Source organism: Serratia sp. K1WW1, from assembly GCF_055790865.1.
In genome coordinates, this window is record NZ_CM147697.1 from 5864408 (window position 1) to 5889898 (window position 25491).

Sequence of the window (25491 nt, forward strand, 5' to 3'; positions counted from 1 at the left end):
CATGCAGGTGCTGATCGTAAAGACCTCTTCGATGGGGGATGTGCTCCATACGCTGCCAGCCTTGACCGACGCAATGCAGGCCATCCCCGGTATCCGCTTCGATTGGGTAGTGGAAGAGGGGTTCAGCCAGATCCCTACCTGGCATCCGGCGGTGGATCGCGTGATCCCGGTGGCCATCCGCCGCTGGCGTAAAAACTGGTTCGGCAGTGAAACACGCCAACAGCGCTGCGATTTCAAGCGCCAGGTGCAGGAGCGCGACTATGACATCGTGATCGATGCACAGGGCCTGATCAAGAGCGCGGCGTTGGTGACGCGCATCGCGCACGGCAGCAAACACGGCCTGGACTGCAAAAGCGTCCGCGAGCCTTTTGCCAGTTGGTTCTATAATCATCGCCATGAGATCGACAAGCAGCAGCATGCGGTGGAACGCATTCGCGAGCTGTTCGCCAAGAGCCTGGGGTATGCAAAGCCGCAGAGCACGGGTGATTACGCCATTGCCGCTCGTTTTCTAAGCCAACCACCCGTCGATGCCGGGCAATATCTGGTTTTCCTGCATGCCACTACGCGGGATGAAAAACACTGGCCGGAGGCAAACTGGCGCGAACTGATTGCGCTGATCGCTCCGAGCGGAATAAAGATCAAGCTGCCTTGGGGGGCTGAGCACGAACGCCAACGTGCTTTACGGCTGGCAGAAGGGTTTGAACACGTTGAAGTGTTGCCCAAGCTCAGCCTGCAACAGGTTGCCGAAGTGCTGGCTGGGGCAAAAGCCGTAGTGTCGGTCGATACCGGGCTAAGCCACCTGACCGCCGCGCTGGATCGCCCGAATATCACCCTGTTCGGCCCGACCGATCCGGGGTTGATTGGCGGTTACGGGCAGAATCAGCACTCACTGATTTCGCCGGAAAAAAGCATGGCCACCCTCACCGCCGACGCCGTTTGGACAGAACTGCAAAAGGTTATTGAATGAAAAAGCTGCATATTATCAATTTAGGCAAGATGGGCGGGGTTGAGCGCCTGTTCCTGCAGTATATCAATGATACCCACGACGGCAGTAACCAGGTGATTTGCGTCAGCAGCGAAGTTGGCGAAGAGATCCGCCAACAGATGCCGAACCAGCAGGTCACCTTTGCCAACCGGCTTTTCAATTCGCTCTCTCTGCGTTGCCCACAGTTTTTGCGCAAATACCTGCTGCAAAGAAAAATCGAGCGGGCAAACGCCGACGTCATTATCGTGTGGGATCTGATCCCAGGGCTGGCGGCCAAACCCAAGCGTGGCAAACTGCTCTATTACGATCATGGCTGCTCATGGCGCTACGCCAAAAACCACAAGACGTTGCGCTTCTTCGCCATGCTGGACGGCGTGATTTCTGCCTCCCATGCCTCAAAACAGGTGATGGAGCTGCGTTTTAATCTGCCTTGCCCGAATCCGGTGGTGATCAACCGCATCAAAACGCCTACCGGGATCGGTGAGACGCCTAAATCATTGGCACAGCCGATCAGAATTGGGACTGCCTCACGCCTGGTGAGCCTGAAAGGCATCAGCGTTTCTCTGCTGATGATGCAGGAGCTACTGCGCCGTGGGCACGACGTTTATCTGGAAATTGCGGGCAAAGGCCCGGATCGGGCAGCGTTTGAAGCCCTGGCAGCCAAACTGCAGCTCGGGGAGCGGGTGGTTTTCAGCGGGTTTCAGGATAACGTGGCGGATTTTTTCAACCGTACACAAATCTATATGAGCACGCCGATCACCGAACCCTTCGGCTTATCCTGCATGGAATCGCTCTATTTTGGCGTACCGGTGATCTTCCCCATGGTAGACGGCCAGCCGGAAGCGGTGAAAGACGGCTACTGCGGCATTGGCTTGACGCCGACGGTGTCCATTGAAGAACACCAGCGGTTAACCGGCATCAAGGTCGATTTCCCGCACGAGGTTTACGATCCCCTCTCCGACAGCCTGGTCACGCCGAAGCTGTTGTCGCATATCGATTGTGCGGATGCGGTAGAGAAACTGCTGGTGGCGGAAACCTATAACCAGATGAGCCAGAATGCCCGGCACTACCCCGCTCAACATTTCAGCTATGCTCTGTTCAAAACAGAATTCGACGACACGCTGCAATCCTTTATTGCCTAACCGTAATGTGAGCCGGAAACCTTACTCCATGTTTAAAGAAACTGCCCCGCACCCCATTTTCAGCTACCTGATCTATCTGGGATGCGCCATTGCCTTTTGTACCATCCCTTTCGGCTTCGACACGGGGCGTAACCTGTTTTATGTCTCCAGCTATATCTCCTTTATTGCCGTTTGCCTGCACTTAAGGTACTTCCTGAAAAACAAAAGAAACCTGATCCTGCCGCTGCTGTTTTTCTGCGTGGGCATGGGGACGATTTTCTGGATGAACCATTTCAAGCAGCCCGGCGAATACATCAATATTTACCGCTCGTATATGTCGACCGGTAAGCTGCAGATTGCTACTGCGTTTATTTTACTGATCGCGCTGAACGAACGTCTTTGCATGCAACGCGCCTTTATTGTCGTGGCGTTGGCTTGCGGCTTGGCCGTCAATGGTTATGCGCTTTATCAGGGCCTGCAGTTAGATATCTCGCGCGTGGAGCTTAACTTCGACCGCGCCACCGTCGTTGCCTACCTGATGACCGCCATCAGCCTGGTCATGATGAAGGCAATACTGATGCTGCGGACCAAGTATCGCATCCCGCTGTACGTGGTTGGCTTCTTGCTCACCTTCTCCACTCTGATCCTCACCGGAACACGGGCGGCCATACTGGTGTACCCCGTTGCGATCTGCCTGTCGCTGTTGGCAACCAAAGATCTGGTGACCCGCAAGCATAAGATCCAGCTGGTCGCCTCGGTGCCTTTATTGCTATTAGCCTGCGGCTTCGCCTTTAAGTCACAGATCGAACAGCGCGTTGCCGATTTCAAAACCAATCTGCAAATGATCGACCAGCCCGAAGTGGATAACTCGATTATTTCCCGCCTGACGATGCAGGTCATCGCCATACGCACCGGCTCGCTTGCGCCATTGGGACAATCTGCCGAACAGCGTGGGGAAGAAATCCGCGCCATCGTTGCGCAGGAGCCGCGGTTGTACGGGGTAACGCCTTACATCAACGTGCATCTGCATAACGAACTGCTGGAAACCTATTCGCTCAAAGGCCTATGGGGAAGTTTGTTTTTACTGGCGCTCTACATCGGCCTATTCATCTCCTCATTTAAGCCGTATCGCAATGCGCTGTTGCTGGGGGTAACCTTCAGCCTGTTTGTCTACGGGCTTAGCGACGTTATCTTCTTCAGTACCGAAGGCACGGCAGTCTTCTGCCTGGCCATCATCGCCAGCGTGCTGTCGGTGAAAAAGCGTCAGGAACCGTCGGTATGAGTTCGTCACCGCTGCTGCTCAGCTTTATTGTGCCGATTTACAACAATGAAGACTTTGTCATCGCCAGCCTGAGTTCGTTATACGATCAGATCGGCGATGATATTGAAGTGGTGATTATCGATGATGGCTCAAGCGATGCGTCTGCGGCCCTGGTGAGCCAATTCCTGGCGGCAAGACAGCACCCGCATAGCAAATTCATTACTCAGGCAAACGGCGGCGTTGCCCACGCCCGTAACGTCGGTTTGCAACACGTCAGCGGACGCTACGTCGCATTCCTGGACGGCGATGACTTGCTGAGCAGCGACTATCTGGCGATCCTGCGCCCGCTGTTACTCACGGGCAGAGATGACCTGATTGATTTCAACTATCAGAAATTCTCTGGAAACCCGCCAGCAGTGCCCGCCAATAGCGAGATACGCTACCGTAGCTACGATTTCGAACAGCACGGCCTGGCCAGTCTGAAGCCGCTGTTTGAACACTCAATGTGGCACGTCTGGAGCCGGATTTACCGGCGTACGCTGCTGGCTGGGGAAACCTTCGAAAACGGCCGCCGCTATGAAGACGTTATCTTCACGCCGTTCCAGTATTTCAAAACCCGCCACATCGCTCATCTCGACCACCCGCTCTACTTATATCGGGATAATGACCGTGGGATTACCCGCAACATCCGGGCGAAAGATAGTGAAGATATGCTGTTTGCCATGCAGAAGATGCTGCGCTTCGTGGACGCTCATCGCGGTGATGAACCGCTGCGGCAGCTGGCCGCCCTGATGCTCGCCAACGCTTTCTCGGAGTTAAAGGCCATGTCGAAGGCGGTCTACGGCTATTATCGCTACCCGCCGGAAACCCTGGCGATCCTGCGCCAAACGGCGGCCCTGTGTAGCAACAGCGACGTTCCGCACAAGAAAGTGCGCCAGATGCGTTTCGCGCGCGTGGATAGCTGCCTGTCTAAAATCCGTCGCTGGCTGAAGAAACGCACCGGGTAACCGATGCGTTTTTTTCTCAAGGATTCAGCGGTACGTGAGCCACGATCTCATCAAAAACCCGCTGCGGTTGTATGACACCCACCGGGCCTTCCGCTTCCAATGGCATGGTGTAGCCCGTGCGTGACTGATGAATGATACGGTGCAGTTGGTGATCCTGGATCGGCCCGGTTGAGCGCGGGTCGGCGGTGACAAACAGGCTGATGGTCTTGGTTTTCAGGGCCACCGCCAGATGAAGCGGCCCGGTATCTCCGGTCACCAACACATCGAGGCTGCTGATCAGCGTCAGCGCTCCTTGCAGCCCGGTCTTGCCGATCTGGTTGTCAACGCAGGCCTGGGTATTGGCATTGATCAGCCGCTGGAACTGCTGGGCTTTTCCTTCTTCCATCGGCGCGCCGATCAGCACGAAGCGCATGTTGTCATAGCGAGCAACCAGCATATCCGCCAGTTTGGCAAAGTGCCCCACCGGCCAGCAGCGTGATTCTGTTGAAGCGCCCAGCTGGAAACCAATGGTGCAGAAATCAGGATTTTTAATACCTGGCGTATAAGGGGCCGGGATTTCCATGGTCGGATCGTCGCTGCGGCAGCCCAGAATAGAAACCAACTCCAGCTTACGGCGGATAAAGTGGCCGTAATAATGGAATACGTAGTTGGTCAACCAAGGCTCCAGCCCACAGATCCCCGAACTATAGTTATCCCGGATGACATATTTAGCCCCGGCCATAATGGCGCTGATAATGTCATAGGGCAGATGTGAATGCATGATCAGCGCCAAATCAGGCTGATGCTCACGCAACGATTTCAACAGCGGCCCCAGGGTCTTTATTTTGCTATTCCAGTAGACTACGCGATCGTAATAGCGGCCGTTCTCTACCAGCTCCCTATTCTTTTCATGCACGACCAGCGTGATATGTGCATCCGGGTAGTGCTCACGCATCGCTCTTAACACCGGGGTGTTGAACATAAAGTCCCCCAGCGCCGTCGTAGAATAAATCACGATATTCTCGAACTGGAGGCGGCTGTCGAAAGTCGCAGGTGGCTGGAAACGGCCGTGCTTTGCCGTGTAGCGCCGCAAGAACCAGTCAGCGGCCTTGATTTTCCATTTTTTCGACATGTTAGTTCACTTTAAGTTGATAGTATTCAGCCAAGGTCATGCCGACCGTGCGCTGTTGCAACCAGGCAAACAGCTGCTCCAAATCGCGATATAACGCGTCAATATCCTGCTCGGTCTTGAACGTCGGGCTGCCTCCCGGCATAAATTCGGAGGAGTGCAGCATAAATTCGACGTAATCGTGTCCCTGTGCCAGAGAGCGTTCGACCACCAGCTTCATCTTGTCCAGATTGTTACCGGAGGGACGCAGCCAATGTACCGACGGCGAACGCTTTTTACCCCGCAGGCGGTCATAGCCCTGCTTCACCGCATTCATCAGCGCCGAATGTTTATACTGAATGCTCATTGGCACTTCCAACAGCTTGGAATTACCGGGTTGGGCGATATTGGCCGGATCGATAAAATAGGCCTGCGAGGGGAAATGGCGATAGTCGGTCCCGCCGTTGCCCTGCGGATTGCCGGGCGAATACTGCCAGTTAACGCGCGGAGTGACGGAACAATCGACCTGATAGCCATATTCCAGCAGCAATGAGGCATAAAACTCATTAAACGCCCAGCGCCCGGCACGGTGGCTGAGCATCTTGGTCTGGAAGGTATCTTCCAGCAGCTTGGTCATATGATCGACCTTGGCGCGAATTTGGTCGGCCGGGTATTCGATCAGATAGGGTTTATGCCGCCAGTCATCATCGGTGAGCGGCGTCAGCGGTGGGCTGTTCCAGGCGTGCAGGTGCATGCCCACTTCGCCGGTGCCGCGTGCTATCACGTCGCGGGCAAATTCAACGTACTGTGTGTCCACCGCCATTTCATAGTTGGTCAGATAAACCGGCTTGCAGGCATATTTTTCACACAGCGCCTGAAAGCGCGGCAAAAAACGCGTGTTCTCGGTCGAAATGCGATCGTGGTTTTGCCACAGATTATCGCCTTCGGTATCAATCGTGATAAGAAACGCCGGTTTAGTCATACATTGGGAACCTGATAGTCACAGATTTACATTATGTTACGCAGCCCCATTCCTCAGGGCAAACGACTTTATCGCCTCGTTTGGACAACATTGAGCCGTAATTGTCACTCTATGCCACTATTTTTTTCTGTGCAGGCAAGAAAACCGAGCAACAGTAGCCACATGCAACCGGGTCATTTAGAATCAAAGATTGGTTTCCCTGAAAGCGACTGACTATGAACGACGCGCCAGCCCCTGTTTCTGCCACGCCCATACAGCGTATTCTGATCGTCAAGCTGCGCCATCATGGCGATATGCTGCTGACCACTCCGGTCATCAATACGCTGAGGCAGAACTATCCCGATGCTCAAATCGACATCCTGCTGTACAAAGAAACGCAGGAGATGTTGGCGAGCAACCCGGCGCTGTCGCAAATCTTTGTCATCGATCGCCAGTGGAAAAAGCAGGGCACCAAGGCACACTTGGGCCACGAACTGCATCTGATCCGTCAGTTGCAGGCACAACGCTACGATCTGGTGGTCAACCTGGCCGACCAGTGGCGCAGCGCGTTGATTACTCGCCTCTCCGGTGCCCGCATTCGTCTGGGGTTCGATTTCCCCAAACGCCGTGGCTTCCTGTGGCGTTACTGCCACACTCAGTTGGTGCCGGTAGCCGGGCACGAGCATCTGCATACCGTTGAACAAAACCTCTCGCTGTTGCAACCGCTGGGTTTACCTGAGCAAAACCAGCAGGTCACCATGAGCTACAACCCACAAGATTGGCAGGCCAGCCTCCAGCTTTTGCAACAAAATGGCGTCACCGGCAGCTATATCGTGGTACAACCCACGTCGCGCTGGTTCTTTAAATGCTGGAGCGAAGAAAAAATGGCGGCCACCATCAGCGCATTGCAGGCCGAAGGGCACCAGTTGGTGATCACCTCAGGGCCGGATGCCAAAGAGCAGGACATGGTGGCGCAAATACTGAAACAGTGCCCACAGCAAGGGGTGGTTTCTCTGGCCGGGCAGTTGACCTTGCGTCAGTTGGCGGCGTTGATCGACCATGCCAAACTTTTTATCGGGGTAGACTCTGTCCCCATGCATATGGCGGCGGCATTACAGACGCCCTGCGTGGCGCTGTTCGGGCCATCCAAGCTGGTATTCTGGCGCCCCTGGCAGGTTATCGGCCAGGTGATTTGGGCCGGGGACTACGGCAGCCTGCCGGACCCGGATGCCATCAATACCGGCACCGATGAGCGCTACCTGGACCTTATTCCTACAGACGTGGTGATTGCAGCCGCGCGGAGCACGCTTGCATGAAAGCATTTCGCCTGGCGATTGTCCGCCAAAAATACCGCCCGGACGGCGGGGCAGAACGTTTCGTTTCCCGTGCCCTGGAGGCGCTGGAACAACAAGATCTGGATCTGAACGTCATCACCCGCGAATGGCAGGGGGACGTTAACCCGAACTGGCACATCCACCTGTGCAACCCGATGAAGTTCGGGCGCATCAGCCGCGAACGCGGTTTTGCCGAAGCGGCTCGGGCCCTGTGGCAGAAAGAGAGCTTCGATCTGGTACAAAGCCATGAACGCATCCCCGGCTGTGATATCTATCGCGCCGGTGACGGCGTCCATCGCCGCTGGCTGCTGCAACGGGCACGCCTGCTGCCGGAGTGGCGGCGCAAATGGCTGTTCTCCAACCGCTATCACCGCTATGTGATGTGTGCCGAACGCGCCATGTATGCCGCGCCAGAGCTGAAAGCGGTGATCTGCAACGCCGAGATGATCAAACGGGAAATCATCGCCGATTTCGGCGTGCCGGCCGATAAAATCACGGTGATCTACAATGCCATCGACAATCAGAAATTTTTACCGGCGAATGAGCAGCAGCGGCAACAGTTGCGGGCGCAGTATCAGATCCCGCAACAGGCGCACTGTCTGATCTTTGTCGGTTCAGGCTTCGAACGTAAAGGGTTGGCAGCCGCAATTCGCGCCGTAGCCGCCACCGACAGCTACCTATTGGTGGTGGGTAAAGATAAAGCAGAAAAACGTTACCGCTCACTGGCACAAAAGCTGGGTTGTGGTGACCGGGTGCGCTTCATGGGCGTGCAGAAACAGACGCTGCCGTTCTATCAGGCCGCAGACGCCCTGTTGCTGCCAACGTTGTACGATCCGTTCCCCAATGTGATTTTGGAAGCCTTGTCATGCGGGCTCCCGGTGATCACCAGCACCACCTGCGGTGGCGCTGAGTTCATCACTCCTGGGCAAAACGGCTTTGTCTGTGATGCATTGGACGTCAGCGCCCTCACCGATGCTATCGGTGCACTGCCACGGCAAGCCTTGGGATCGAGCATGGGAGAGGCGGCGCGGCTGCGTATCATGTCGGCCACGCCAGCACACCTCTCAGAACAGCTCATATCGTTGTATAACCGACTGCTGGACTAACTTATGCGTATTCTGATGATTATCGACGGCCTGCCGGGCGGCGGAGCAGAAAAGGTGGTGCTGACCCTGTGCCAGGGCATGCAGCAGTTGGGGCATAATGTCAGCCTGATCTCATTGCGGGACGTCTGCAACTACCCGATCCCCACCGGCATTGATTATCAGGTGCTCAGCGACAACTGCCGATCGCCATGGCGTAAGCTGACCGAGCTGGCACGCCGCGCCGCGATGTTGGATCGGGCGGTTGCCGCCAACGAGCAGCAGCACGGCCGTTACGACCTGGTGTTCTCCAACCTGCACAAGACCGATCGTATCGTCAGCCATAGCAAAGTGCTGGACAGCACCCGGCTGTGGTTCTGCATTCACGGCATTCTGTCCACCTCCTACCTCGGTCACCGTACCGGCCTCGATCGCTGGCTGAAAAGCCGCAAGGTCGCGGGTGTCTACCAACGGCAGAATATCGTTGCCGTCTCACAGGCGGTGGGCAACGATCTCCAGCAAAATCTGGGGATTGCTCCTAACCGGCTGGCGGTGATCAACAACCCGTTCGATATCGCCGCCATCGAACAGCAGGCGGCAGAGCCTTGTGGGCTGGCAGGCAAAGACTATCTGGTGCACGTAGGTCGTTTTCATCCACATAAACGCCACGACCGCTTGCTGAAAGCCTACGCACTGTCTGGTATCCAGGCCCCTTTGGCGCTGGTGGGCGCCGGTAATGAAGCGCAAATCAACGAGACCAAACGCCTTGCCACAGAGTTAAACATTAGCGATCGCGTGCTGTTCCTCGGTTTTCAGGCCAATCCCTATCCCCTGATCAAACACGCCGCGATGCTGGTGCTCAGTTCAGACAGTGAGGGGTTCGGTAACGTGCTGGTTGAAGCCTTGCTGTGCGATACGCCGGTCGTCAGCACTCGTTGCCCTGGCGGGCCTGAGGAAATTCTGGAAAAAGCGGGGTTAACCCGTGCGCTAGCGGAATTAAATGAAGCCTCACTGGCGGAGAAAATGGCAGAGATTTATGCTCATCCGCCGGTCATTAATCACCAGCAGCTGCTGAGCTATGGCCTGGAGCCTATTTGCCAACAGTATCTGGCGTTAAAGAAATAAGTCCAGGCAGGTTTACCCTGCCTGGTTGTTAATTAATTCAAGGCCTGTATTTCTTGCCAGACCTCATCGACGGTAACATCGACGCAATCACCGGACTCGGTTTGCAGGATCCGATATTGCCCACTCCACGGATGCCAAGACTCTTTATCCGTATCGCCAAAGAATACCACCATGCTTTTATTCAGTGCCGCGGCCAAATGCATCTGGCCACCGTCGCTGCACAGCACCCTGTCGCATAGCTCGAAACCGGCCAACAGTTCGCGTACCGATGCTGTTGGGTAGAGCGCTACCCTTTCGTTCTGGCAGCCCGCCAACAGCTGCTCCGCCCGCTTTTGATCGCCGATGTCATCAGGCGTTAGCGTTCCCTGTGGTGACCAGAAGATCAGCACGCCGGTGGTAGGATCGGCAACCAGGCGGTTGATGATTTCGGCATAGCGCTCAATGGGCCAGCGCCGTTTCGGACTGCGGCTGCTGATATGCACGGCAAATACCCGTTCAACCGGCGGCAACAGGCTATGCAAACGTTGCTGCGCTTGCTGCTGTTCTTCCGCGGTGAGGAAGACCTTCACCGGAGGAATGGCAATGGAGCGATCGGTGATGGCAGACAGGTAGCTGAAGGTGTGCTCCACCTGATGCTTGCCGTGAAAATCCGCCGCGCGGAAAGGGTGATGAATTTCACTGGTGCCAAGATCTGCGCCGATAATATTTTTAACCCCGGCCATTTTTGCCAGGCGCAGGCTATATTTGCACGGCACCGGGTTAGCCAGAATCGCCGCATCAAACTTTATTTTTCTCAGCTGTAAAAATATCATCAGCCGTTCAAAATAGACCCCAAGGGTGGTCTCATTCTTGGCCTTGTGTTTAGCCTTCTTATAAACAAACACCTTGGTGAGATGCGGGTTATTTTTCACCACATCCTGGCTGACTTTATTGATAAGCAGATAGAGGTTGGCGTCAGGGTAAGCGGTTTTCACCCCTTCAATCAGCGGAGTGGTACATACAAGATCGCCAATATTGTCGCGGCGGATAATTAAAATATTCTTCATTACAAACCTATCGGCGACATCTCTCGCCTGTTGTCCCAACCTGACACCGAGCCACCAAGTTAGCGCCTTTCCCTTCCGGTTATGGTACTATTCTGGATAACCCATATAAATGAAATTGATAGAATGCTGCTCCGTTTATATCAGGTACTACTCTACCTTATCCAACCCCTGATCTGGCTCCGCTTACTGTTGCGCAGCCGCAAAGCACCAGCCTACCGTAAACGCTGGGCGGAACGCTATGGTTTCTGCGCCGGGAAAGTAGTATCGGGCGGCATTATGCTGCATTCCGTTTCTGTTGGCGAAACCCTGGCGGCGATCCCTCTGGTTCGCGCCTTGCGCCATCGTTACCCTTACCTGCCGATTACTGTGACCACAATGACGCCAACGGGTTCCGAACGGGTGCAGTCTGCTTTCGGTAAAGATGTGCATCATGTCTACCTGCCTTACGATCTGCCGGGTTCGATGCGCCGTTTCCTCGACCAGGTGGATCCCAAGCTGGTGATCATCATGGAAACCGAGCTGTGGCCCAACCTGATTAACGCCCTGCATCAGCGCCAAATCCCGCTGGTGATTGCCAACGCGCGCCTTTCCGCCCGTTCGGCGGCTGGCTACAAGAAAATCGGCGGTTTTATCCGTGATATCCTGCGCCGCATTACTCTGATCGCTGCGCAAAATCAGGAAGACGGCGAGCGCTTTATCGAACTGGGCCTGAAGCGTTCACAATTGACCGTCACCGGTAGCCTGAAGTTCGATATCTCCGTAACGCCAGAGCTGGCGGCCCGAGCCGTTACGCTACGCCGCCAATGGGCACCACGCCGCCCGGTGTGGATCGCCACCAGCACTCACGAAGGTGAAGAAACCATTCTGCTGGAAGCCCACCGCCGGTTGCTGGAAAAGCACCCCGACCTATTACTTATCCTGGTGCCACGCCACCCGGAGCGCTTCCCAACCGCCAAAGAGCTGACGCAAAAAGCGGGCTTCAGTTACACCACCCGCAGCAGCGGCGAAATCCCTTCCAGCAGCACACAGGTCGTGATTGGCGATACCATGGGCGAACTGATGCTGCTGTACGGCATTGCCGATCTGGCCTTCGTCGGTGGCAGCCTGGTTGAGCGTGGGGGGCATAACCCCCTGGAAGCGGCCGCCCATGCCATTCCGGTGCTGATGGGCCCACATACCTTCAACTTCAAAGATATCTGCGCCAAACTCTCCGAAGCAGGCGGGATGATCACCATCAGCGATGTCGACTCTTTGGTGAAAGAGATAGAAACTCTGCTGACCGATGAAGATTATCGCCGCTATTACGGCCGCCACGCGGTTGAAGTGTTGTATCAGAACCAGGGGGCGTTGCAACGCCTGCTGCAGCTGTTGGAGCCACACCTGCCGCCACGGAGCCACTGATATGAGCCACCGTAACAGCCTGTCGGTAGTGATGATCGCCAAAAACGAAGCCGAGTTGCTGAGCGAGTGCCTGCAATCGGTCGCCTGGGCTGATGAAATCATCGTGCTCGACTCTGGCAGCAGCGACGGTTCCGTCGCTTTGGCGAAAAGTCTGGGTGCCAAGGTGTTTACCCATACCGACTGGCAAGGCTTCGGCAAGCAGCGGCAGAAGGCGCAAAGCTACGCTACCCAGGATTACGTGCTGATGATCGACGCCGACGAACGCGTCACGCCAGAATTGCGCCACTCCATCGAGCAGGTATTAGCCAACGCCGACGATAACGTCGTCTACAGCCTGGGCCGCCGTAACCTGTTTCTTGGCCGCTTTATGCGCCACAGCGGCTGGTATCCCGATCGGGTCAACCGGCTGTATGCCAATCAGCGCTATCGCTATAACGACGATCTGGTCCATGAATCCCTCAACACCGGTGGCGCAAAAGTCGTGCCGCTACAAGGCGATCTGCTGCACCTGACCTGCCGTGACTTTTTTGCCTTCCAGCGCAAACAGCTGCATTACGCCGAGCAGTGGGCAATCCAACGCCACCAGGCCGGTAATCGCTGCGGTTATCTGTCGATCCTCACCCACACGCTGGGGGCGTTCTGCAAAACCTGGCTGCTGCGGGCCGGTTTCCTCGACGGCAAACAGGGCTTGCTGTTAGCCGTGGTCAACGCGCAATATACCTTCAATAAATATGCCGCACTGTGGGCATTGGGCCGCAACTATTCAGAGAAGTGAATCATGAGCAGCAAAGCCATCTACCCAGGTACCTTCGATCCAATGACCAACGGCCATCTGGACCTGGTCACCCGAGCCTCACTGATGTTTGATCACGTGATCCTGGCCATTGCCGCCAGCTCGAGCAAAAAACCGCTGTTTTCGCTGGAAGAACGCGTTGCCCTGGCCACGCAGGTGACCTCTCATCTGGATAACGTCGAGGTGCTGGGGTTCAGCGAGTTGATGGCGCACTTCGCCGCCCATCAGAACGCCAATATTCTGATACGCGGCCTACGTGCGGTGTCCGACTTTGAATATGAATTGCAGCTGGCGAACATGAACCGCCATCTGATGCCAACGTTGGAAAGCGTGTTTCTGATGCCTTCCGAGCAGTGGTCATTTATCTCTTCTTCCTTGGTGAAGGAAGTGGCACGTCATGGCGGCGACATCGCACCGTTCTTGCCGGATGTCGTCACCAAAGCGCTGATGGAAAAGCTCGCCGCGCAGTAATCAGTGCTGGCAGCGGCGGCAGAAGAAGGTGCTGCGCTGCCCGTGTTTGGCGCTCTCGATCGGTGTGCCACAGGCGCGGCAGGGTTCACCTGCCCGGCCATAGACCTGCAGTTCCTGCGCGAAATACCCCGGCTTACCGTCCGACTGCAGGAAGTCACGCAGCGTCGTTCCCCCTTGTTCAATTGAACGCAGCAACACCGCCTTGATGGTTTCGGCCAGCAGATCCGCCTGCGCCTTGGTCAAGGATCCCGCCTGACGATCCGGCAGGATCCCGGCGGTAAACAGCGATTCGCTGGCATAGATATTCCCCACGCCAACCACCAGCTTGTTATCCATCAACCAAGGCTTGATCAGCGTGCGCTTATTACGGGATTTCTCGTACAGGTAGGTGCCATTAAACTCTTCACCCAACGGTTCCGGGCCAAGATGAGCCAATACGTTGCAGGCGGCCAGATCGTCACACCATAGCCAGGCACCAAAGCGGCGCGGGTCGGTGTAGCGCAGGATAAAACCGTTGCTCATCACCAGATCGACGTGGTCATGCTTACCTGGCTCGGTTTCCTCTGCCAGCATACGTAAGCTGCCAGACATCCCCAGATGCACGATAATCCAGCCGTGGTCCAACTCGATCAGCAGATACTTGGCACGGCGCTGTACGCTGCGCACCGGCCGATCGCTCAGCGCCAGGATCTGCTCGGAGACCGGCCAACGCAGGCGAGCGTTACGCACCACCGCATACTGGATGTTGTGGCCAACAAGATAAGGCTCGATACCACGGCGGCTGGTTTCGACTTCTGGTAATTCAGGCATGACTGGCTCCCTCTCCGTTTGCTACCCCTATAAAATGAAAAAACCCGGCCGAGGCCGGGTTTTCATTAATCCACTAAAATTATTTAATTTTAGCTTCTTTGTAGAGCACGTGTTGACGGACAACTGGATCGAATTTCTTCAGTTCCAATTTTTCCGGCTTAGTACGCTTGTTCTTCGTGGTGGTATAGAAGTGACCAGTACCAGCAGAAGAAACCAGCTTGATCTTCTCGCGAACACCTTTAGCCATGATGCAGTTCCTTAATACTTCTCACCACGGGCACGCAGATCGGCCAAGACCGTCTCAATACCCTTCTTATCGATAACACGCATACCTTTAGCAGATACACGCAGAGTTACAAAGCGCTTCTCAGCCTCAACCCAAAAACGGTGTGAGTGCAGGTTAGGCAGAAAACGGCGTTTGGTCGCGTTCATTGCGTGGGAACGGTTGTTACCGCTCACCGGGCGCTTGCCAGTAACTTGGCAGACTCGTGACATGTCTTATTCTCCAAAAATCAAATCAGCTCGAGCTTCGTATAGGGTATGGCCGCCTCGTCAGGCTTTTAGAGCCCATCTCAGCAAACTTCATACTGAGGAGACTCTCGTCATCAGGTCAGAAACCTCACATCAGGTTGGAAACCTGCTGAGATAGGCTCTTAACGCCAAACCCAAGATTCTCAAAGGTGGCGTAGTATACGCTCTGAAGCGTAAGTGCTCAAGTCCCGAACAGCTAAAGATCCCTCAAGGATCGCGAAAAAGTTGCTTATAGCCATCCGCGCTCGGCAAAAGAGACGCATTCACCCCGGCCTATCACCAAATGATCGAGCACTCGGATCTCCAATAACCGGCAGGCATTAACCACTTGCTCGGTTATCAAACGGTCGGCGTGACTGGGTTCAGCCTTACCCGAAGGGTGATTATGCGCCAGAATGAGGGCTGCTGCATTAGCCTTCAACGCCGCACGCACAATTTCTCTTGGGTGGACAACGACGCTGTTGATGGTACCAGCAAACATCTCCTGATGGCGAATAACCCGGTGCTGATTGTCTAAAAACAATACTAAAAACACCTCTCGCTCATGGTGAGCCAGCAAACTGTGCAGGTAATGCTGGGTAATTTTCGGGTTCAGCAGCGCGTTTTCCAGCAAATGGGGGCCGGAAAACAGCCTGAAGGCTAATTCGGAAATTGCCTGCAGCTGCGCATAGGTGGCAATCCCCAACCCTTTCTGACTATGAAATTGTTCGTAGTCCGCCGAAACCAGGTGATACAGCGAACCAAAGTGCGCCAGCAACTGTTCGGCCCGCTGTGAGACGTGAACCCCAGGTAGCCCGGTTCGCAAGAAAATTGCCAACAGCTCCATATCGGAGAGCGCCGCTGCACCATCACGCATCAATTTTTCCCTGGGTGCCAAAGCCCCAGGCCATAACGACATATCCTGATTGCTCATTGCCACCTCCCTGCCTGCTACAGCAGCATGTCACGGGGAATTTCATCGTGCGACAGGTGATTGATAATATTGCGAAGTGTTACGAAAACCCGCATGTAACTGGCTGCATACACAGCAGAATCGCTCCACCTGGCAGCGGTTATGCTAAAATGTCCGCCTCTTTCGGATTTCAATCGGACAATCATGATGACGGGACTTTCCGGCAAACATATTGTGCTTGGCATCAGTGGCGGTATCGCCGCTTACAAATGCCCTGAGCTGGTGCGCCGCCTGCGCGACAGAGGCGCCGAGGTAAGAGTGGTAATGACCAGCGCTGCCAAAGCCTTCATTACCCCACTGACGCTGCAGGCCGTTTCCGGCTATCCGGTTTTCGACGATCTGCTGGATCCCGCAGCAGAAGCTGCCATGGGCCATATTGAATTGGGCAAATGGGCCGATCTGGTGATCCTGGCCCCGGCCACCGCCGATCTGCTGGCCCGCGTTGCCGCCGGCATGGCCAACGATCTGCTGACCACGGTCTGCCTGGCTACCGATGCCCCGATCGCGGCAGCACCGGCCATGAACCAACAGATGTATCGCGCTGCCGCCACCCAGGCCAATCTACAGACCCTACAAGGGCGTGGTGTGCTGCTGTGGGGGCCAGACAGCGGTAGCCAGGCCTGTGGTGATATCGGGCCTGGCCGCATGCTGGATCCGTTGGAGATAGTGGAACTGGCTAACGCTCATTTCTCTGCGCCGCAGGATCTGCAACATTTAAAGATTATGATCACCGCGGGCCCCACCCGTGAGGCACTGGACCCGGTGCGTTTCGTCAGCAACCACAGCTCCGGCAAGATGGGTTTTGCTATCGCCAAGGCCGCCGCCGCTCGCGGTGCGCAAGTCACGTTGGTCGCCGGGCCGGTCAGCCTGCCTACGCCGCCTTGGGTAACCCGTGTGGATGTCGTCAGCGCGCTGGAAATGGAGCAAGCGGTACAACAGCACGCCGCGCAGCAGAACATCTTTATCTCCTGCGCCGCCGTGGCGGATTACCGGGCAGAACAGATTGCCGATGAGAAAATCAAAAAGCAGGGTGATGAAATCATCCTCAAGATGATCAAGAATCCGGATATTGTCGCGGGCGTTGCCGCGATGAGCAAAAATCGTCCCTTTGTCGTCGGGTTTGCGGCTGAAACCCAGAATGTGGAAGAATATGCGCGACAAAAACTACTGCGTAAAAAACTGGATTTAATCTGCGCTAACGATGTATCGCTTGCAGAGCACGGTTTTAACAGTGATACCAATGCCCTGCATCTTTTTTGGCAGGATGGAGACAAGCGCCTGCCGCATAGCGACAAGGCACTCCTTGGCCAACGTTTACTAGACGAGATAGTCAGCCGTTATGATGAAAAAAATCGACGTTAAGATCCTTGACCCACGTATCGGTCAAGATTTCCCACTGCCGACCTATGCCACCCCAGGCTCTGCCGGGCTTGATCTGCGCGCCTGTCTGGACAGCGCGGTGGAGTTGGCTCCAGGCGAAACCACCCTGCTGCCTACCGGCCTGGCTATCCACATCGCCGATACCGGTCTTGCTGCAGTGATCCTGCCGCGCTCCGGTCTGGGCCATAAGCACGGCGTCGTGCTGGGTAACCTGGTTGGCCTGATCGATTCCGATTATCAGGGTCAACTGATGGTGTCCGTATGGAACCGTGGCCAGAAATCCTTCACCATTGAGCCGGGTGAACGCATCGCACAGATGGTATTTGTGCCGGTAGTGCAAGCCGAGTTTAATCTGGTGGAAGAGTTCGATAGCAGCGAACGGGGTACCGGTGGTTTTGGCCACTCCGGTCGCCAATAGAACCTGCCCGTAACCGAATGATTTACAGGGATGGCGCCTGCAACCGCGCCGCTTGCAATGCGGCACGGTTGGTCTGGCAATTGAGAGTAACGCACGGAGAATAAGGGTCTGAAAGACCTGTTAGCCATTACACCGTACAACAGCGATCTTATAAGCCGCACAGAGTTTACTCTGCAACGGCCGGTGCGCGGGTTTTCGCAAATCTATACCCGAAGAGATTGAGGGGATAAGCCGTTTTAGCAAGGGTCTAATCAAACATGGCAGAAAAAGAAAATACCAAAAGGAATCGGCGTGAGGAGATATTGCAGGCGTTAGCCCAAATGCTGGAATCCAGCGACGGCAGCCAGCGCATTACCACAGCCAAGCTTGCCGCAAACGTTGGTGTCTCTGAGGCTGCCCTTTATCGGCATTTCCCCAGCAAGACGCGGATGTTTGATAGCCTGATCGAGTTTATTGAAGATAGCCTGATAACGCGCATCAACCTGATCTTGCAGGATGAAAAAGAGACGTTTAACCGCCTTCGACTGATTGTGTTGTTAGTACTGGGGTTTGCAGAGCGCAACCCAGGCCTGACCAGGATCATGACCGGCCACGCGCTGATGTTTGAGCAAGATCGCCTGCAGGGCAGGATCAACCAGCTGTTCGAGCGGATTGAAGCGCAACTGCGTCAGGTGTTGAAGGAACGTAAGCTCCGGGAAGGAAAGGGCTTTATCGTCGATGAGACCTTGCTGGCCAGCCAAATCCTGGCCTTCTGTGAAGGGATGCTGTCGCGCTATATTCGCTCTGAATTCCGCTACCGCCCAACGCAGGATTTCGATGCCCGCTGGCCGCTGTTAGCGGCGCAACTGCAGTAACAAATATCGCCGGGTTCAACCCGGCGCTATTATTTTAAACCCCGTACTGCTCGCGATAGGCCCGCACTGCCACCAGGCTTTCGGCCATTTCCGGCTGCTCTTCCAGGTAAGCAATCAGCTCCTTGAGTGTAATAATCGAGATCACTTTGCAGTGATAATCACGCTCCACTTCCTGGATTGCAGAAATTTCGGCACGGCCACGCTCCTGACGATCGAGAGAAATCAGCACACCTGCCAGGCTGGCGTTATGGGCACTGATAATTTCCATCGATTCGCGGATAGCCGTTCCGGCGGTGATCACATCATCCACCAGCATCACGCGGCCCTGCAACGGGCTGCCTACCAGCGTGCCGCCTTCGCCATGTTCCTTGGCTTCCTTACGGTTGAAGCAATAAGGCACATCGAGATTGTGATGTTCTGCCAATGCCACTGCGGTGGTGGTCGCGATCGGGATACCTTTGTAGGCTGGGCCAAACAGCAGATCGAACTCGATGCCGGAATCCACCAACGCTTCAGCATAAAAACGCCCTAACAGCGCCAGATCACGCCCGGTATTAAACAGGCCGGCATTGAAGAAATAGGGGCTGGTACGGCCGGATTTCAGGGTGAACTCGCCGAATTTTAATACCTGCTTGCGGAGCGCAAACTCGATAAACTGGCGCTGGTAGGCTTTCATTACTGCTTCTCCTAATATTGGTCGGTAACTTTAGTGCTATTGCAGCCCGATTTCCGGGCATAAAAAAGGCGACTGCTTGGTCGCCTTTAAAAATTAGTCTGCCAGCGCCGCTTTCTGCGCCTGGAAGATGGTTTCGATGCCCCCTCGGGCCAGCGCCAGTAGCGCCAATAGCTCATCGTGGCTGAACGGCTCACCCTCGGCGGTGCCTTGCACCTCGATCATGCGGCCATCCTCCATCATCACCACGTTCATATCGGTTTCTGCGGCGGAATCTTCCACATACTCCAGATCGCACAGCGCTTCGCCGCCAACGATACCGACTGAAACCGCAGCCACCAGCCCTTTCATCGGGTTGGCTTTCAGTTTACCGGCGGCAACCAGCGCATTCAGCGCATCGGCCAGCGCCACACAGGCTCCGGAGATGGAAGCAGTACGGGTGCCGCCATCGGCTTGCAGCACATCGCAGTCCAGGGTGATGGTGAACTCACCGAGCTTTTTCAGATCCACTGCGGCACGCAGTGAACGAGCGATCAGACGCTGGATCTCCAACGTACGGCCACCCTGCTTGCCTTTGGCCGCTTCGCGGGCATTACGGCTGTGGGTCGAACGCGGCAACATGCCGTATTCTGCAGTGATCCACCCTTGCCCTTGGCCTTTCAAAAAGCGCGGAACGCCCTCTTCTACCGTGGCTGTGCACAAAACTTTGGTATCGCCAAACTCAACCAGCACTGAACCTTCAGCGTGTTTCGTGTAGTGACGGGTCAGTGTCAGGGGGCGAACTTGTTGTGGTGCTCTGCCTGCAGGACGCATGGGCTCTCTCCGGCTTCTTATTAACGTTTGGCTGCGCATTATACGGGCTTCGTGACGTTATGCCTATCCTGCCCGCAGGTGCAACGCTATAATCGTTCCATCTTTTCCTATTTACGGGTACGCACAATGATCCGCAGCATGACCGCCTACGCCCGGCGTGAAATCAAGGGTGAATGGGGCAGCGCAGCTTGGGAGCTGCGTTCCGTTAACCAACGCTACTTAGAAACCTACATCCGCCTGCCTGAGCAGTTCCGCAGCCTTGAGCCAGTGATCCGCGAGCGTATCCGTGGCCGCCTGACGCGCGGCAAAGTGGAGTGCAACCTGCGCTTTGAGCTCGACCCAAGCGCGCAAAGCTCGATGATCCTAAACGAAAAACTGGCCAAACAGCTGGTTGAAGCCGCCAACTGGGTGAAAATGCAGAGCGACGAAGGGGAAATCGATCCGATCGACGTCCTGCGCTGGCCGGGCGTGATGTCCGCTCAGGAACAGGATCTGGACCTCATCAGCAACGAGCTGATGCAGGCGCTGGAAGGCGCACTGGATGATTTCATCGTGGCACGCGAAAGCGAAGGCACCGCGCTGAAAGCCCTGATCGAGCAGCGCCTCGACGGCGTGAGCGCCGAAGTGATCAAAGTACGCGCCCAGATGCCTAATATCCTGCAATGGCAGCGCGAACGTTTGGTCAGCAAGCTGGAGGAAGCCCAGGTACAGCTGGAAAACACTCGCCTGGAGCAGGAACTGGTGCTGATGGCACAGCGTATCGACGTCGCCGAAGAGCTGGACCGCCTGGAAGCGCACGTCAAAGAGACGCACAATATCCTGAAGAAGAAAGAAGCCGTTGGCCGTCGCCTTGACTTTATGATGCAGGAATTCAACCGCGAATCGAATACGCTGGCGTCCAAGTCAATTAATGCCGAAGTGACTACCTCAGCTATCGAGCTGAAGGTGCTGATTGAGCAGATGCGCGAGCAGATCCAGAATATCGAGTAAGTATTCAGGAAGAATCAACAAGCCGCAAAAAACCAGAAGGCCCGCATAACAGCGGGCTTTTTTGTAGTGATGAACTAGCATAACGAATCAAGAAAGTGCACACTTTTCATACACCAAGATACGCTCCTGTCGCTGCTCCCCTGCTATTAGTTATACCGACATCGCATATCTTGTCACGGGAACTCTCAGCCAATCATTTCAGCATCATGGAGATTTGAGATGAACAAACAGCACCAGCCTTTCGAAAACCTTCGCCTTCACACTGAAGATGGTAACGAGTATTGGTCAGCAAGAGATTTAGCTCCTGTACTGGAATATAAGGACTGGAGGAACTTTCTGAATGTTTTATCCAGAGCGACCCAAGCCTGTGAAACCAGCAACCTGGAGGTTTCAGACCATTTCGTTGAAGCCACCAAAAAGGTATTGCTAGGTTCTGGAGCTTACCGTGATTTAGATGATGTTCTACTGTCTCGATATGCATGCTACTTGGTTGTGCAGAATGGTGACCCAAACAAACCCGTTATCGCTGCTGGACAGACCTATTTCGCCATCCAAACCAGACGACAAGAACTTGCTGATGATGAAACCTTCAAACGCCTGCGTGAAGATGAAAAACGACTTTTCCTGCGTAATGAGTTAAAAGAACATAACAAACAATTGGTTGAAACCGCACACTTGGCAGGGGTGGAAACAACTCTGGATTTCGCCATATTTCAGAACCATGGCTATCAAGGCCTATACGGTAGATTGGATCAAAAAGCGATCCACCAGCGTAAAGGCCTTAAAAAGAGCCAAAAAATCCTCGACCATATGGGTTCTACTGAGCTTGCTGCCAACCTGTTCCGAGCAACCCAAGCGGAAGAAAAACTGCGCCGCGACCAGGTAAAATCAAAACAACAGGCAAATCAGACCCATTTCGATGTAGGTAGGAAAGTACGGCAAACCATTGAAGAACTGGGCGGAACCATGCCGGAAAATCTCCCTACGCCGGAAAAAAGCATCAAGCAACTCGAATCAGCAGCGAAACGCCTGGATAAGAAATAGACCACTTAACGGGCGCATTTTTGCTTCGCCTCAACGACACGAATAGGGCAAAGCTTATCATCAGTAACCTAGGCCTAAACCATTGCGAGGATATCCTCGCAATGGTTCGCCTTAAGGTTAGCCCACTACCCTGCCAGCCCCACCATCCTCCGCAATAACCCCATCGGCCAGACGGATCACGCGCGGAAAGTGCGTTTTAACAAAAGCATAATCATGGCTGATGGCCAGCACGGTGGTGCCTTGCGAACGGCAAACCGCTAACCAACGGGCAAATACTCCTAACCAATAGCTATCAAAATCACGGCTGGGTTCGTCCAGCAGCAGCAGAGGTGGCGCAACGGCAGCGAGACTGGCAACGGCTACCATACGCCGCTGACCAGCATGTAAATCCAATGGGTGAGCATCCGCTACATCCGTCAGCTCACAAAGCGCCAGCGTTTGATCAACACGCTGATCCAGACTATCGCCGCGCACACCCTGATGGCGTAAGCCAAAAGCGATCTCATCGCGTACCCGGTTGCGAAAGATCTGCCGTTCTGCTTCCTGAAATAATACTCCCAGCAACGGAGCACGCTGTGCTGCTTTTAGGGTGGCAATATTCTGCCCCTGCAAGAGAACCTTGCCCCCGGTCGGTTTTAGCAACCCGGCCATCAGGCGCAATAACGTGGATTTCCCGGCACCGTTATCCCCGAGCAAGGCCACCCATTCCCCCGCCTCAATGGTCAAATCCAAACCGTTAATGATGGGTTCGCTCACGCCTGGCCACTGATATTCCAGCGATTCAATCGTTAGCATAATGAAAGCCTGCCTTGCTCCAGCGCCCAGGTTTGCAGGCAATAAGCGGCAACCTTGGTGAGTGACCGCTCAAAGAGCAAAATCACGCACTGCTGCTGATTAGCGTAAGTAGCCAGCTGTTGTAACAGCTTGGTGGTAGCATCAGGTGTCAGGCGGCTAAAGGCTTCATCCAGCAGTAGTAGCCGGGGGCGCATCGCCAGCGCACAGGCCATCACCACCCGTTGCGCCTCACCGCCAGAGAGCGTAGCTGGATGACGATGGCGTAAGGCGTGGCAATCGGTGAACGTCAGCGCCTGTTCGATACGCGCCATTATCTCGGCTTCATCCAGGCACAGATTCTCCGGCCCGAAGGCGATCTCCTCTTCGACCGTGAAGGTACAGCCGGAAAGTTGCAGCTGGGGTGCCTGTTGAATGAGCTGCACCTGCTGCGCCATTTCAACCAACGGGCGCGAACCTATTTCATCACCGAGGACCTGTCCTGAACCCTGTAATGTGCCGGGTAAGAAATCGGGGAAACAGCCTGCCAGCAGCTGGGCAAGCGTGGTTTTTCCGCTGCCATTCCCACCGCTAATGCCATATAAACCTGGAACCTCGCAATGTAGATCGATGCTTGCCAACTGCCAGCGACTACCTTGAGGAATAAAGCTCAGCGCATTCAGTGCCACAACCACAGCCAGGCTCCTATTTCCAATGCCGCCACCAACAGCAAGCCATAGCGCATGCAACGTTGCAGCGGGCTGTCGCTCGGTGCCCATAGCGTTGTGCGTCTGGGATGCAGCCGAAAAGCACGCATATCCAGCGCCGTGCTGCGCGCGGTTAAATCATTCAACGCACTGTGGGTTAACGGGATAACCAATGCCGGAATGTAGCGCAATCGTTGATACCAATAGCCGTCTAGCGGCACGCCTCGCGCCAACTGTGCCTGGTAAATCGCGGCCAGTTGCGCTCGCAGCTGTTCGGCAACCAGCAACGGCCCTGCCAGCAGGTAGGCCAGCCCGAGCGGCAAACGGCTGGCAAACAGAGCGCGAATAACGCGCTGTGGCGGCACGTATTGCAGCCAGATTTGCCCAAAACTTAACAACGCCAACAAGCGTAGCCAGAGCGCGGCGGCGTTGAGCATTTCGCTATCATCACGCGCCTCCCCCCGTAACCACCACGCCAGCCAACCGCTATGCACCAGCCATAAGCCGCCCGCCATGGGTAACATGATCCACGCCACGTAGCGCCAGCGATGCCGGGTACTCTTCATCAGGATCAGCAACAGAAAGCTCGCCAGGCTATAGGCTAGCAACGGATAGCCAAACGGCATCAGCAAGCTGCTAGTACCCAGTACCAGCCAAAGAGCCAGCGAGGTAAACGGGTGCATTAACGCACGGCAGCCATTGCGGGGAAATTACGCAAGGTTCGCTGCGACATATTACGCACCAATAGCCAGACGATGATGGCAACCAGCACTTTATCTATCAGGTTGATCCCCAGCACGGTCATTGCGACAGATTCGATCAGATTGCTACCCATTGAGTGCACATAGGCGACAAAGAAGTCTGCGCCACTGCCAGTGACCCCGGCGAACAGATAGGTTCGGATCGGTACGGCAACAATCGTCACGGCCAAGGTGATCACTACGCCACTCAGGATCACTTTCGGTAACGTCCGGAACCAACCGATGCTCGCCAATAGGCCAGCCACCAAACCAATCACCATTGCCACCGGTGCGAACGCCGCCGCAATCGGGCCGGTGAGCAGGCCCCAGATCAGGTTGGTCAATAAACCGGTCAACATGCCGATAATCGGCCCGGCGAGAATTGCACTCAGCAAGGTACCGATAGAATCGAGGAAAATAGGCAGCTTCAACATCGATACCAACTGCCCGCCGATCATGTTGATGGCTATTGAAATCACCATCAACACCAACGTCTGACTCGATAACCCATTACGTGCCATAACAACCTCACTCAAAAAGTAGGAAAATTAGCGTTGCTCGACGTTTAATTCGTCATAGCCCGAAAGCGCGCAAGGTTGTCGGTTAAATACGACATCGTTCAATTCCCCAATCACCAATTCGAGCGTGGTGCGCACGGTGCAGCCTGCCATCACATGGCCGCCGGTCATATGGCCATGCTCATCGGCCACTGCCAGATGCAGATGTTCACCTCCGGCCTCCAACGTGCCAATCAGTGAGACCACTTCAAATTTTCCGCTCAATAACGTGGTATCTTCGCACCCGGCATAACGCAACGCCACGTCGCTCAAGCTACCGACGCAACCGCTGATCCAGGCGGCACGTAAATCCTGCTGCCGGATAAAATCACGAAGTGCAGCCAGCAGGTCTTGTTGCGGTAACAGACGCAAGGCATAAAACCGTGCCGTAGACGGCGTTGATGTCTCCACGCTAAGATCCTTTACCCCAGTGGGTTTGGTGATACGGAAAATAGGGAAATGGCGTCGGGAAGGTAGGATGCTGCATGAGGGATGTGACTCCAAATAACTCCGAACCTCGGACGTTATGCAGCATGATAGAGATTGATACGGCCGATGTATGTGACATAGGTCAGTA

29 protein-coding genes are annotated in these 25491 nt (G+C 55.1%); 15 read left to right on the top strand and 14 right to left on the bottom strand.

Translation table 11 applies throughout. The annotated features are described in order from the left end of the window. Nucleotide 1: 1 nt before the first annotated feature. From rfaC to ACX9GU_RS26690, 4 genes are read left to right on the top strand one after another with little or no spacing between them, the layout of a single operon-like run. Nucleotides 2-967, top strand: coding sequence for a lipopolysaccharide heptosyltransferase RfaC (gene rfaC / locus ACX9GU_RS26675; protein ID WP_473193407.1), 966 nt, complete (start codon nt 2-4; stop codon nt 965-967). Continuing rightward, nucleotides 964-2127 carry a glycosyltransferase gene (locus ACX9GU_RS26680; protein WP_473193408.1) on the top strand — a complete coding sequence of 388 codons (1164 nt, stop codon included), beginning with the start codon at nt 964-966 and terminating at the stop codon, nt 2125-2127. The genes rfaC and ACX9GU_RS26680 overlap by 4 nt, the downstream gene beginning before the upstream one ends. 28 nt (nt 2128-2155) lie before the next feature. Beyond that, the gene (locus ACX9GU_RS26685; RefSeq protein WP_473193409.1) at nt 2156-3388 is read left to right on the top strand and encodes an O-antigen ligase family protein; all 1233 of its coding nucleotides are present in this window, start codon (nt 2156-2158) and stop codon (nt 3386-3388) included. Next, complete coding sequence (locus ACX9GU_RS26690) at nt 3385-4374, top strand: glycosyltransferase (protein ID WP_473193410.1); 990 nt, start codon at nt 3385-3387, stop codon at nt 4372-4374. Before ACX9GU_RS26685 ends, ACX9GU_RS26690 begins: the two co-directional genes overlap by 4 nt. A 16-nt stretch (nt 4375-4390) precedes the next feature. Here the strand turns inward: ACX9GU_RS26690 and ACX9GU_RS26695 are convergent, their stop codons facing one another. Next, the gene (locus ACX9GU_RS26695) at nt 4391-5485 is read right to left on the bottom strand and encodes a glycosyltransferase family 9 protein (RefSeq protein ID WP_473193411.1); all 1095 of its coding nucleotides are present in this window, start codon (nt 5483-5485) and stop codon (nt 4391-4393) included. A gap of 1 nt (nt 5486) precedes the next feature. Beyond that, nucleotides 5487-6443 carry a polysaccharide deacetylase family protein gene (locus tag ACX9GU_RS26700; RefSeq protein ID WP_473193412.1) on the bottom strand — a complete coding sequence of 319 codons (957 nt, stop codon included), beginning with the start codon at nt 6441-6443 and terminating at the stop codon, nt 5487-5489. Nucleotides 6444-6658: 215 nt separating this feature from the next. Here ACX9GU_RS26700 and rfaQ point away from each other — a divergent pair, with 215 nt between their 5' ends. From rfaQ to ACX9GU_RS26715, 3 genes are read left to right on the top strand one after another with little or no spacing between them, the layout of a single operon-like run. Next, entirely contained in the window at nt 6659-7738 is a 1080-nt protein-coding gene (gene rfaQ, locus ACX9GU_RS26705; protein ID WP_473193413.1) for a putative lipopolysaccharide heptosyltransferase III, read from the top strand. Then, nucleotides 7735-8862, top strand: a complete 1128-nt coding sequence (locus ACX9GU_RS26710; RefSeq protein WP_473193414.1) for a glycosyltransferase family 4 protein — start codon at nt 7735-7737, stop codon at nt 8860-8862. Before rfaQ ends, ACX9GU_RS26710 begins: the two co-directional genes overlap by 4 nt. Nucleotides 8863-8865: 3 nt before the next feature. Then, nucleotides 8866-9963 carry a glycosyltransferase gene (locus ACX9GU_RS26715; RefSeq protein ID WP_473193415.1) on the top strand — a complete coding sequence of 366 codons (1098 nt, stop codon included), beginning with the start codon at nt 8866-8868 and terminating at the stop codon, nt 9961-9963. Nucleotides 9964-9995: 32 nt separating this feature from the next. Here ACX9GU_RS26715 and ACX9GU_RS26720 read toward each other — a convergent pair whose 3' ends face one another. Next, nucleotides 9996-11009: a glycosyltransferase family 9 protein gene (locus tag ACX9GU_RS26720; protein ID WP_098929415.1), complete on the bottom strand. Its 1014-nt coding sequence runs from the start codon at nt 11007-11009 to the stop codon at nt 9996-9998. A gap of 123 nt (nt 11010-11132) precedes the next feature. Between ACX9GU_RS26720 and waaA the strand changes: the two genes are divergently transcribed. From waaA to coaD, 3 genes are read left to right on the top strand one after another with little or no spacing between them, the layout of a single operon-like run. Continuing rightward, nucleotides 11133-12410, top strand: a complete 1278-nt coding sequence (gene waaA / locus ACX9GU_RS26725; RefSeq protein WP_024527873.1) for a lipid IV(A) 3-deoxy-D-manno-octulosonic acid transferase — start codon at nt 11133-11135, stop codon at nt 12408-12410. A 1-nt stretch (nt 12411) separates the two neighbouring features. Continuing rightward, the gene (locus ACX9GU_RS26730; protein WP_473193416.1) at nt 12412-13185 is read left to right on the top strand and encodes a glycosyltransferase family 2 protein; all 774 of its coding nucleotides are present in this window, start codon (nt 12412-12414) and stop codon (nt 13183-13185) included. A 3-nt stretch (nt 13186-13188) separates the two neighbouring features. Further along, nucleotides 13189-13674 carry a pantetheine-phosphate adenylyltransferase gene (coaD, locus tag ACX9GU_RS26735; RefSeq protein WP_021807277.1) on the top strand — a complete coding sequence of 162 codons (486 nt, stop codon included), beginning with the start codon at nt 13189-13191 and terminating at the stop codon, nt 13672-13674. On the opposite strand, the gene mutM is transcribed toward coaD, so the two are convergent. The 4 genes from mutM to radC all read right to left on the bottom strand — a co-directional run bounded on the left by mutM (nt 13675) and on the right by radC (nt 15928). Continuing rightward, nucleotides 13675-14484 (bottom strand): bifunctional DNA-formamidopyrimidine glycosylase/DNA-(apurinic or apyrimidinic site) lyase, encoded by an 810-nt coding sequence (gene mutM, locus ACX9GU_RS26740; RefSeq protein WP_473193417.1) that lies wholly within the window; start codon nt 14482-14484, stop codon nt 13675-13677. Nucleotides 14485-14563: 79 nt separating this feature from the next. Then, a complete protein-coding gene (rpmG, locus tag ACX9GU_RS26745) occupies nt 14564-14731 on the bottom strand; it encodes a 50S ribosomal protein L33 (protein ID WP_002208990.1) in 168 nt (55 codons plus the stop codon). Nucleotides 14732-14742: 11 nt separating this feature from the next. Beyond that, on the bottom strand, nt 14743-14979 hold the full coding sequence (rpmB, locus tag ACX9GU_RS26750; RefSeq protein ID WP_004931195.1) for a 50S ribosomal protein L28: 237 nt from the start codon (nt 14977-14979) through the stop codon (nt 14743-14745). A gap of 265 nt (nt 14980-15244) precedes the next feature. Next, nucleotides 15245-15928 carry a RadC family protein gene (radC, locus tag ACX9GU_RS26755; protein ID WP_422528695.1) on the bottom strand — a complete coding sequence of 228 codons (684 nt, stop codon included), beginning with the start codon at nt 15926-15928 and terminating at the stop codon, nt 15245-15247. A gap of 183 nt (nt 15929-16111) precedes the next feature. Here radC and coaBC point away from each other — a divergent pair, with 183 nt between their 5' ends. The 3 genes from coaBC (at nt 16112) to slmA (ending at nt 18619) form a co-directional block, all read left to right on the top strand. Then, nucleotides 16112-17329 (top strand): bifunctional phosphopantothenoylcysteine decarboxylase/phosphopantothenate--cysteine ligase CoaBC, encoded by a 1218-nt coding sequence (gene coaBC / locus ACX9GU_RS26760; RefSeq protein WP_179250895.1) that lies wholly within the window; start codon nt 16112-16114, stop codon nt 17327-17329. Further along, nucleotides 17307-17765 carry a dUTP diphosphatase gene (dut, locus tag ACX9GU_RS26765; RefSeq protein WP_039996197.1) on the top strand — a complete coding sequence of 153 codons (459 nt, stop codon included), beginning with the start codon at nt 17307-17309 and terminating at the stop codon, nt 17763-17765. Before coaBC ends, dut begins: the two co-directional genes overlap by 23 nt. 257 nt (nt 17766-18022) lie before the next feature. Beyond that, on the top strand, nt 18023-18619 hold the full coding sequence (gene slmA, locus ACX9GU_RS26770; protein WP_021181838.1) for a nucleoid occlusion factor SlmA: 597 nt from the start codon (nt 18023-18025) through the stop codon (nt 18617-18619). Nucleotides 18620-18653: 34 nt separating this feature from the next. Here the strand turns inward: slmA and pyrE are convergent, their stop codons facing one another. Both pyrE and rph read right to left on the bottom strand, forming a co-directional pair. Next, nucleotides 18654-19295, bottom strand: a complete 642-nt coding sequence (pyrE, locus tag ACX9GU_RS26775) for an orotate phosphoribosyltransferase (RefSeq protein ID WP_115159592.1) — start codon at nt 19293-19295, stop codon at nt 18654-18656. Nucleotides 19296-19388: 93 nt separating this feature from the next. Continuing rightward, nucleotides 19389-20105, bottom strand: a complete 717-nt coding sequence (gene rph / locus ACX9GU_RS26780; RefSeq protein WP_037376445.1) for a ribonuclease PH — start codon at nt 20103-20105, stop codon at nt 19389-19391. Nucleotides 20106-20231: 126 nt separating this feature from the next. On the opposite strand from rph, the gene ACX9GU_RS26785 reads away from it, so the two are divergent. Both ACX9GU_RS26785 and dinD read left to right on the top strand, forming a co-directional pair. Beyond that, the gene (locus ACX9GU_RS26785) at nt 20232-21095 is read left to right on the top strand and encodes a YicC/YloC family endoribonuclease (RefSeq protein ID WP_021181835.1); all 864 of its coding nucleotides are present in this window, start codon (nt 20232-20234) and stop codon (nt 21093-21095) included. Nucleotides 21096-21314: 219 nt separating this feature from the next. Further along, nucleotides 21315-22139, top strand: coding sequence for a DNA damage-inducible protein D (dinD, locus tag ACX9GU_RS26790; RefSeq protein ID WP_473193418.1), 825 nt, complete (start codon nt 21315-21317; stop codon nt 22137-22139). A gap of 117 nt (nt 22140-22256) precedes the next feature. Here dinD and ACX9GU_RS26795 read toward each other — a convergent pair whose 3' ends face one another. From ACX9GU_RS26795 to ACX9GU_RS26815, 5 genes are read right to left on the bottom strand one after another with little or no spacing between them, the layout of a single operon-like run. After that, a complete protein-coding gene (locus tag ACX9GU_RS26795) occupies nt 22257-22934 on the bottom strand; it encodes an ABC transporter ATP-binding protein (protein WP_473193419.1) in 678 nt (225 codons plus the stop codon). Further along, nucleotides 22928-23605, bottom strand: a complete 678-nt coding sequence (locus ACX9GU_RS26800; RefSeq protein ID WP_473193420.1) for an energy-coupling factor ABC transporter ATP-binding protein — start codon at nt 23603-23605, stop codon at nt 22928-22930. Before ACX9GU_RS26800 ends, ACX9GU_RS26795 begins: the two co-directional genes overlap by 7 nt. Further along, nucleotides 23590-24300: an energy-coupling factor transporter transmembrane component T family protein gene (locus tag ACX9GU_RS26805; RefSeq protein ID WP_473193421.1), complete on the bottom strand. Its 711-nt coding sequence runs from the start codon at nt 24298-24300 to the stop codon at nt 23590-23592. Before ACX9GU_RS26805 ends, ACX9GU_RS26800 begins: the two co-directional genes overlap by 16 nt. Further along, nucleotides 24300-24878 (bottom strand): ECF transporter S component, encoded by a 579-nt coding sequence (locus ACX9GU_RS26810; RefSeq protein ID WP_021807285.1) that lies wholly within the window; start codon nt 24876-24878, stop codon nt 24300-24302. The genes ACX9GU_RS26805 and ACX9GU_RS26810 overlap by 1 nt, the downstream gene beginning before the upstream one ends. 27 nt (nt 24879-24905) lie before the next feature. Then, nucleotides 24906-25325, bottom strand: a complete 420-nt coding sequence (locus tag ACX9GU_RS26815; protein ID WP_071683765.1) for a PPC domain-containing DNA-binding protein — start codon at nt 25323-25325, stop codon at nt 24906-24908. Nucleotides 25326-25491 lie beyond the last annotated feature (166 nt).

Bases quoted from the DNA above. Each gene is read 5' to 3' on its own strand.
- ACX9GU_RS26805 (WP_473193421.1), bottom strand. From the start codon at position 24,300: ATGCACCCGTTTACCTCGCTGGCTCTTTGGCTGGTACTGGGTACTAGC.
- radC (WP_422528695.1), bottom strand. From the start codon at position 15,928: ATGAGCAATCAGGATATGTCGTTATGGCCTGGGGCTTTGGCACCCAGG.
- rfaC (WP_473193407.1), top strand. From the start codon at position 2: ATGCAGGTGCTGATCGTAAAGACCTCTTCGATGGGGGATGTGCTCCAT.
- coaD (WP_021807277.1), top strand. From the start codon at position 13,189: ATGAGCAGCAAAGCCATCTACCCAGGTACCTTCGATCCAATGACCAAC.
- waaA (WP_024527873.1), top strand. From the start codon at position 11,133: ATGCTGCTCCGTTTATATCAGGTACTACTCTACCTTATCCAACCCCTG.
- ACX9GU_RS26690 (WP_473193410.1), top strand. From the start codon at position 3,385: ATGAGTTCGTCACCGCTGCTGCTCAGCTTTATTGTGCCGATTTACAAC.
- dut (WP_039996197.1), top strand. From the start codon at position 17,307: ATGATGAAAAAAATCGACGTTAAGATCCTTGACCCACGTATCGGTCAA.
- ACX9GU_RS26685 (WP_473193409.1), top strand. From the start codon at position 2,156: ATGTTTAAAGAAACTGCCCCGCACCCCATTTTCAGCTACCTGATCTAT.
- ACX9GU_RS26680 (WP_473193408.1), top strand. From the start codon at position 964: ATGAAAAAGCTGCATATTATCAATTTAGGCAAGATGGGCGGGGTTGAG.
- rpmB (WP_004931195.1), bottom strand. From the start codon at position 14,979: ATGTCACGAGTCTGCCAAGTTACTGGCAAGCGCCCGGTGAGCGGTAAC.
- dinD (WP_473193418.1), top strand. From the start codon at position 21,315: ATGAACAAACAGCACCAGCCTTTCGAAAACCTTCGCCTTCACACTGAA.
- rph (WP_037376445.1), bottom strand. From the start codon at position 20,105: ATGCGTCCTGCAGGCAGAGCACCACAACAAGTTCGCCCCCTGACACTG.
- rfaQ (WP_473193413.1), top strand. From the start codon at position 6,659: ATGAACGACGCGCCAGCCCCTGTTTCTGCCACGCCCATACAGCGTATT.
- pyrE (WP_115159592.1), bottom strand. From the start codon at position 19,295: ATGAAAGCCTACCAGCGCCAGTTTATCGAGTTTGCGCTCCGCAAGCAG.
- ACX9GU_RS26710 (WP_473193414.1), top strand. From the start codon at position 7,735: ATGAAAGCATTTCGCCTGGCGATTGTCCGCCAAAAATACCGCCCGGAC.
- ACX9GU_RS26810 (WP_021807285.1), bottom strand. From the start codon at position 24,878: ATGGCACGTAATGGGTTATCGAGTCAGACGTTGGTGTTGATGGTGATT.
- ACX9GU_RS26795 (WP_473193419.1), bottom strand. From the start codon at position 22,934: ATGCTAACGATTGAATCGCTGGAATATCAGTGGCCAGGCGTGAGCGAA.
- ACX9GU_RS26720 (WP_098929415.1), bottom strand. From the start codon at position 11,009: ATGAAGAATATTTTAATTATCCGCCGCGACAATATTGGCGATCTTGTA.
- coaBC (WP_179250895.1), top strand. From the start codon at position 16,112: ATGATGACGGGACTTTCCGGCAAACATATTGTGCTTGGCATCAGTGGC.
- ACX9GU_RS26785 (WP_021181835.1), top strand. From the start codon at position 20,232: ATGATCCGCAGCATGACCGCCTACGCCCGGCGTGAAATCAAGGGTGAA.
- rpmG (WP_002208990.1), bottom strand. From the start codon at position 14,731: ATGGCTAAAGGTGTTCGCGAGAAGATCAAGCTGGTTTCTTCTGCTGGT.
- ACX9GU_RS26715 (WP_473193415.1), top strand. From the start codon at position 8,866: ATGCGTATTCTGATGATTATCGACGGCCTGCCGGGCGGCGGAGCAGAA.
- ACX9GU_RS26695 (WP_473193411.1), bottom strand. From the start codon at position 5,485: ATGTCGAAAAAATGGAAAATCAAGGCCGCTGACTGGTTCTTGCGGCGC.
- ACX9GU_RS26730 (WP_473193416.1), top strand. From the start codon at position 12,412: ATGAGCCACCGTAACAGCCTGTCGGTAGTGATGATCGCCAAAAACGAA.
- mutM (WP_473193417.1), bottom strand. From the start codon at position 14,484: ATGCCTGAATTACCAGAAGTCGAAACCAGCCGCCGTGGTATCGAGCCT.
- ACX9GU_RS26700 (WP_473193412.1), bottom strand. From the start codon at position 6,443: ATGACTAAACCGGCGTTTCTTATCACGATTGATACCGAAGGCGATAAT.
- slmA (WP_021181838.1), top strand. From the start codon at position 18,023: ATGGCAGAAAAAGAAAATACCAAAAGGAATCGGCGTGAGGAGATATTG.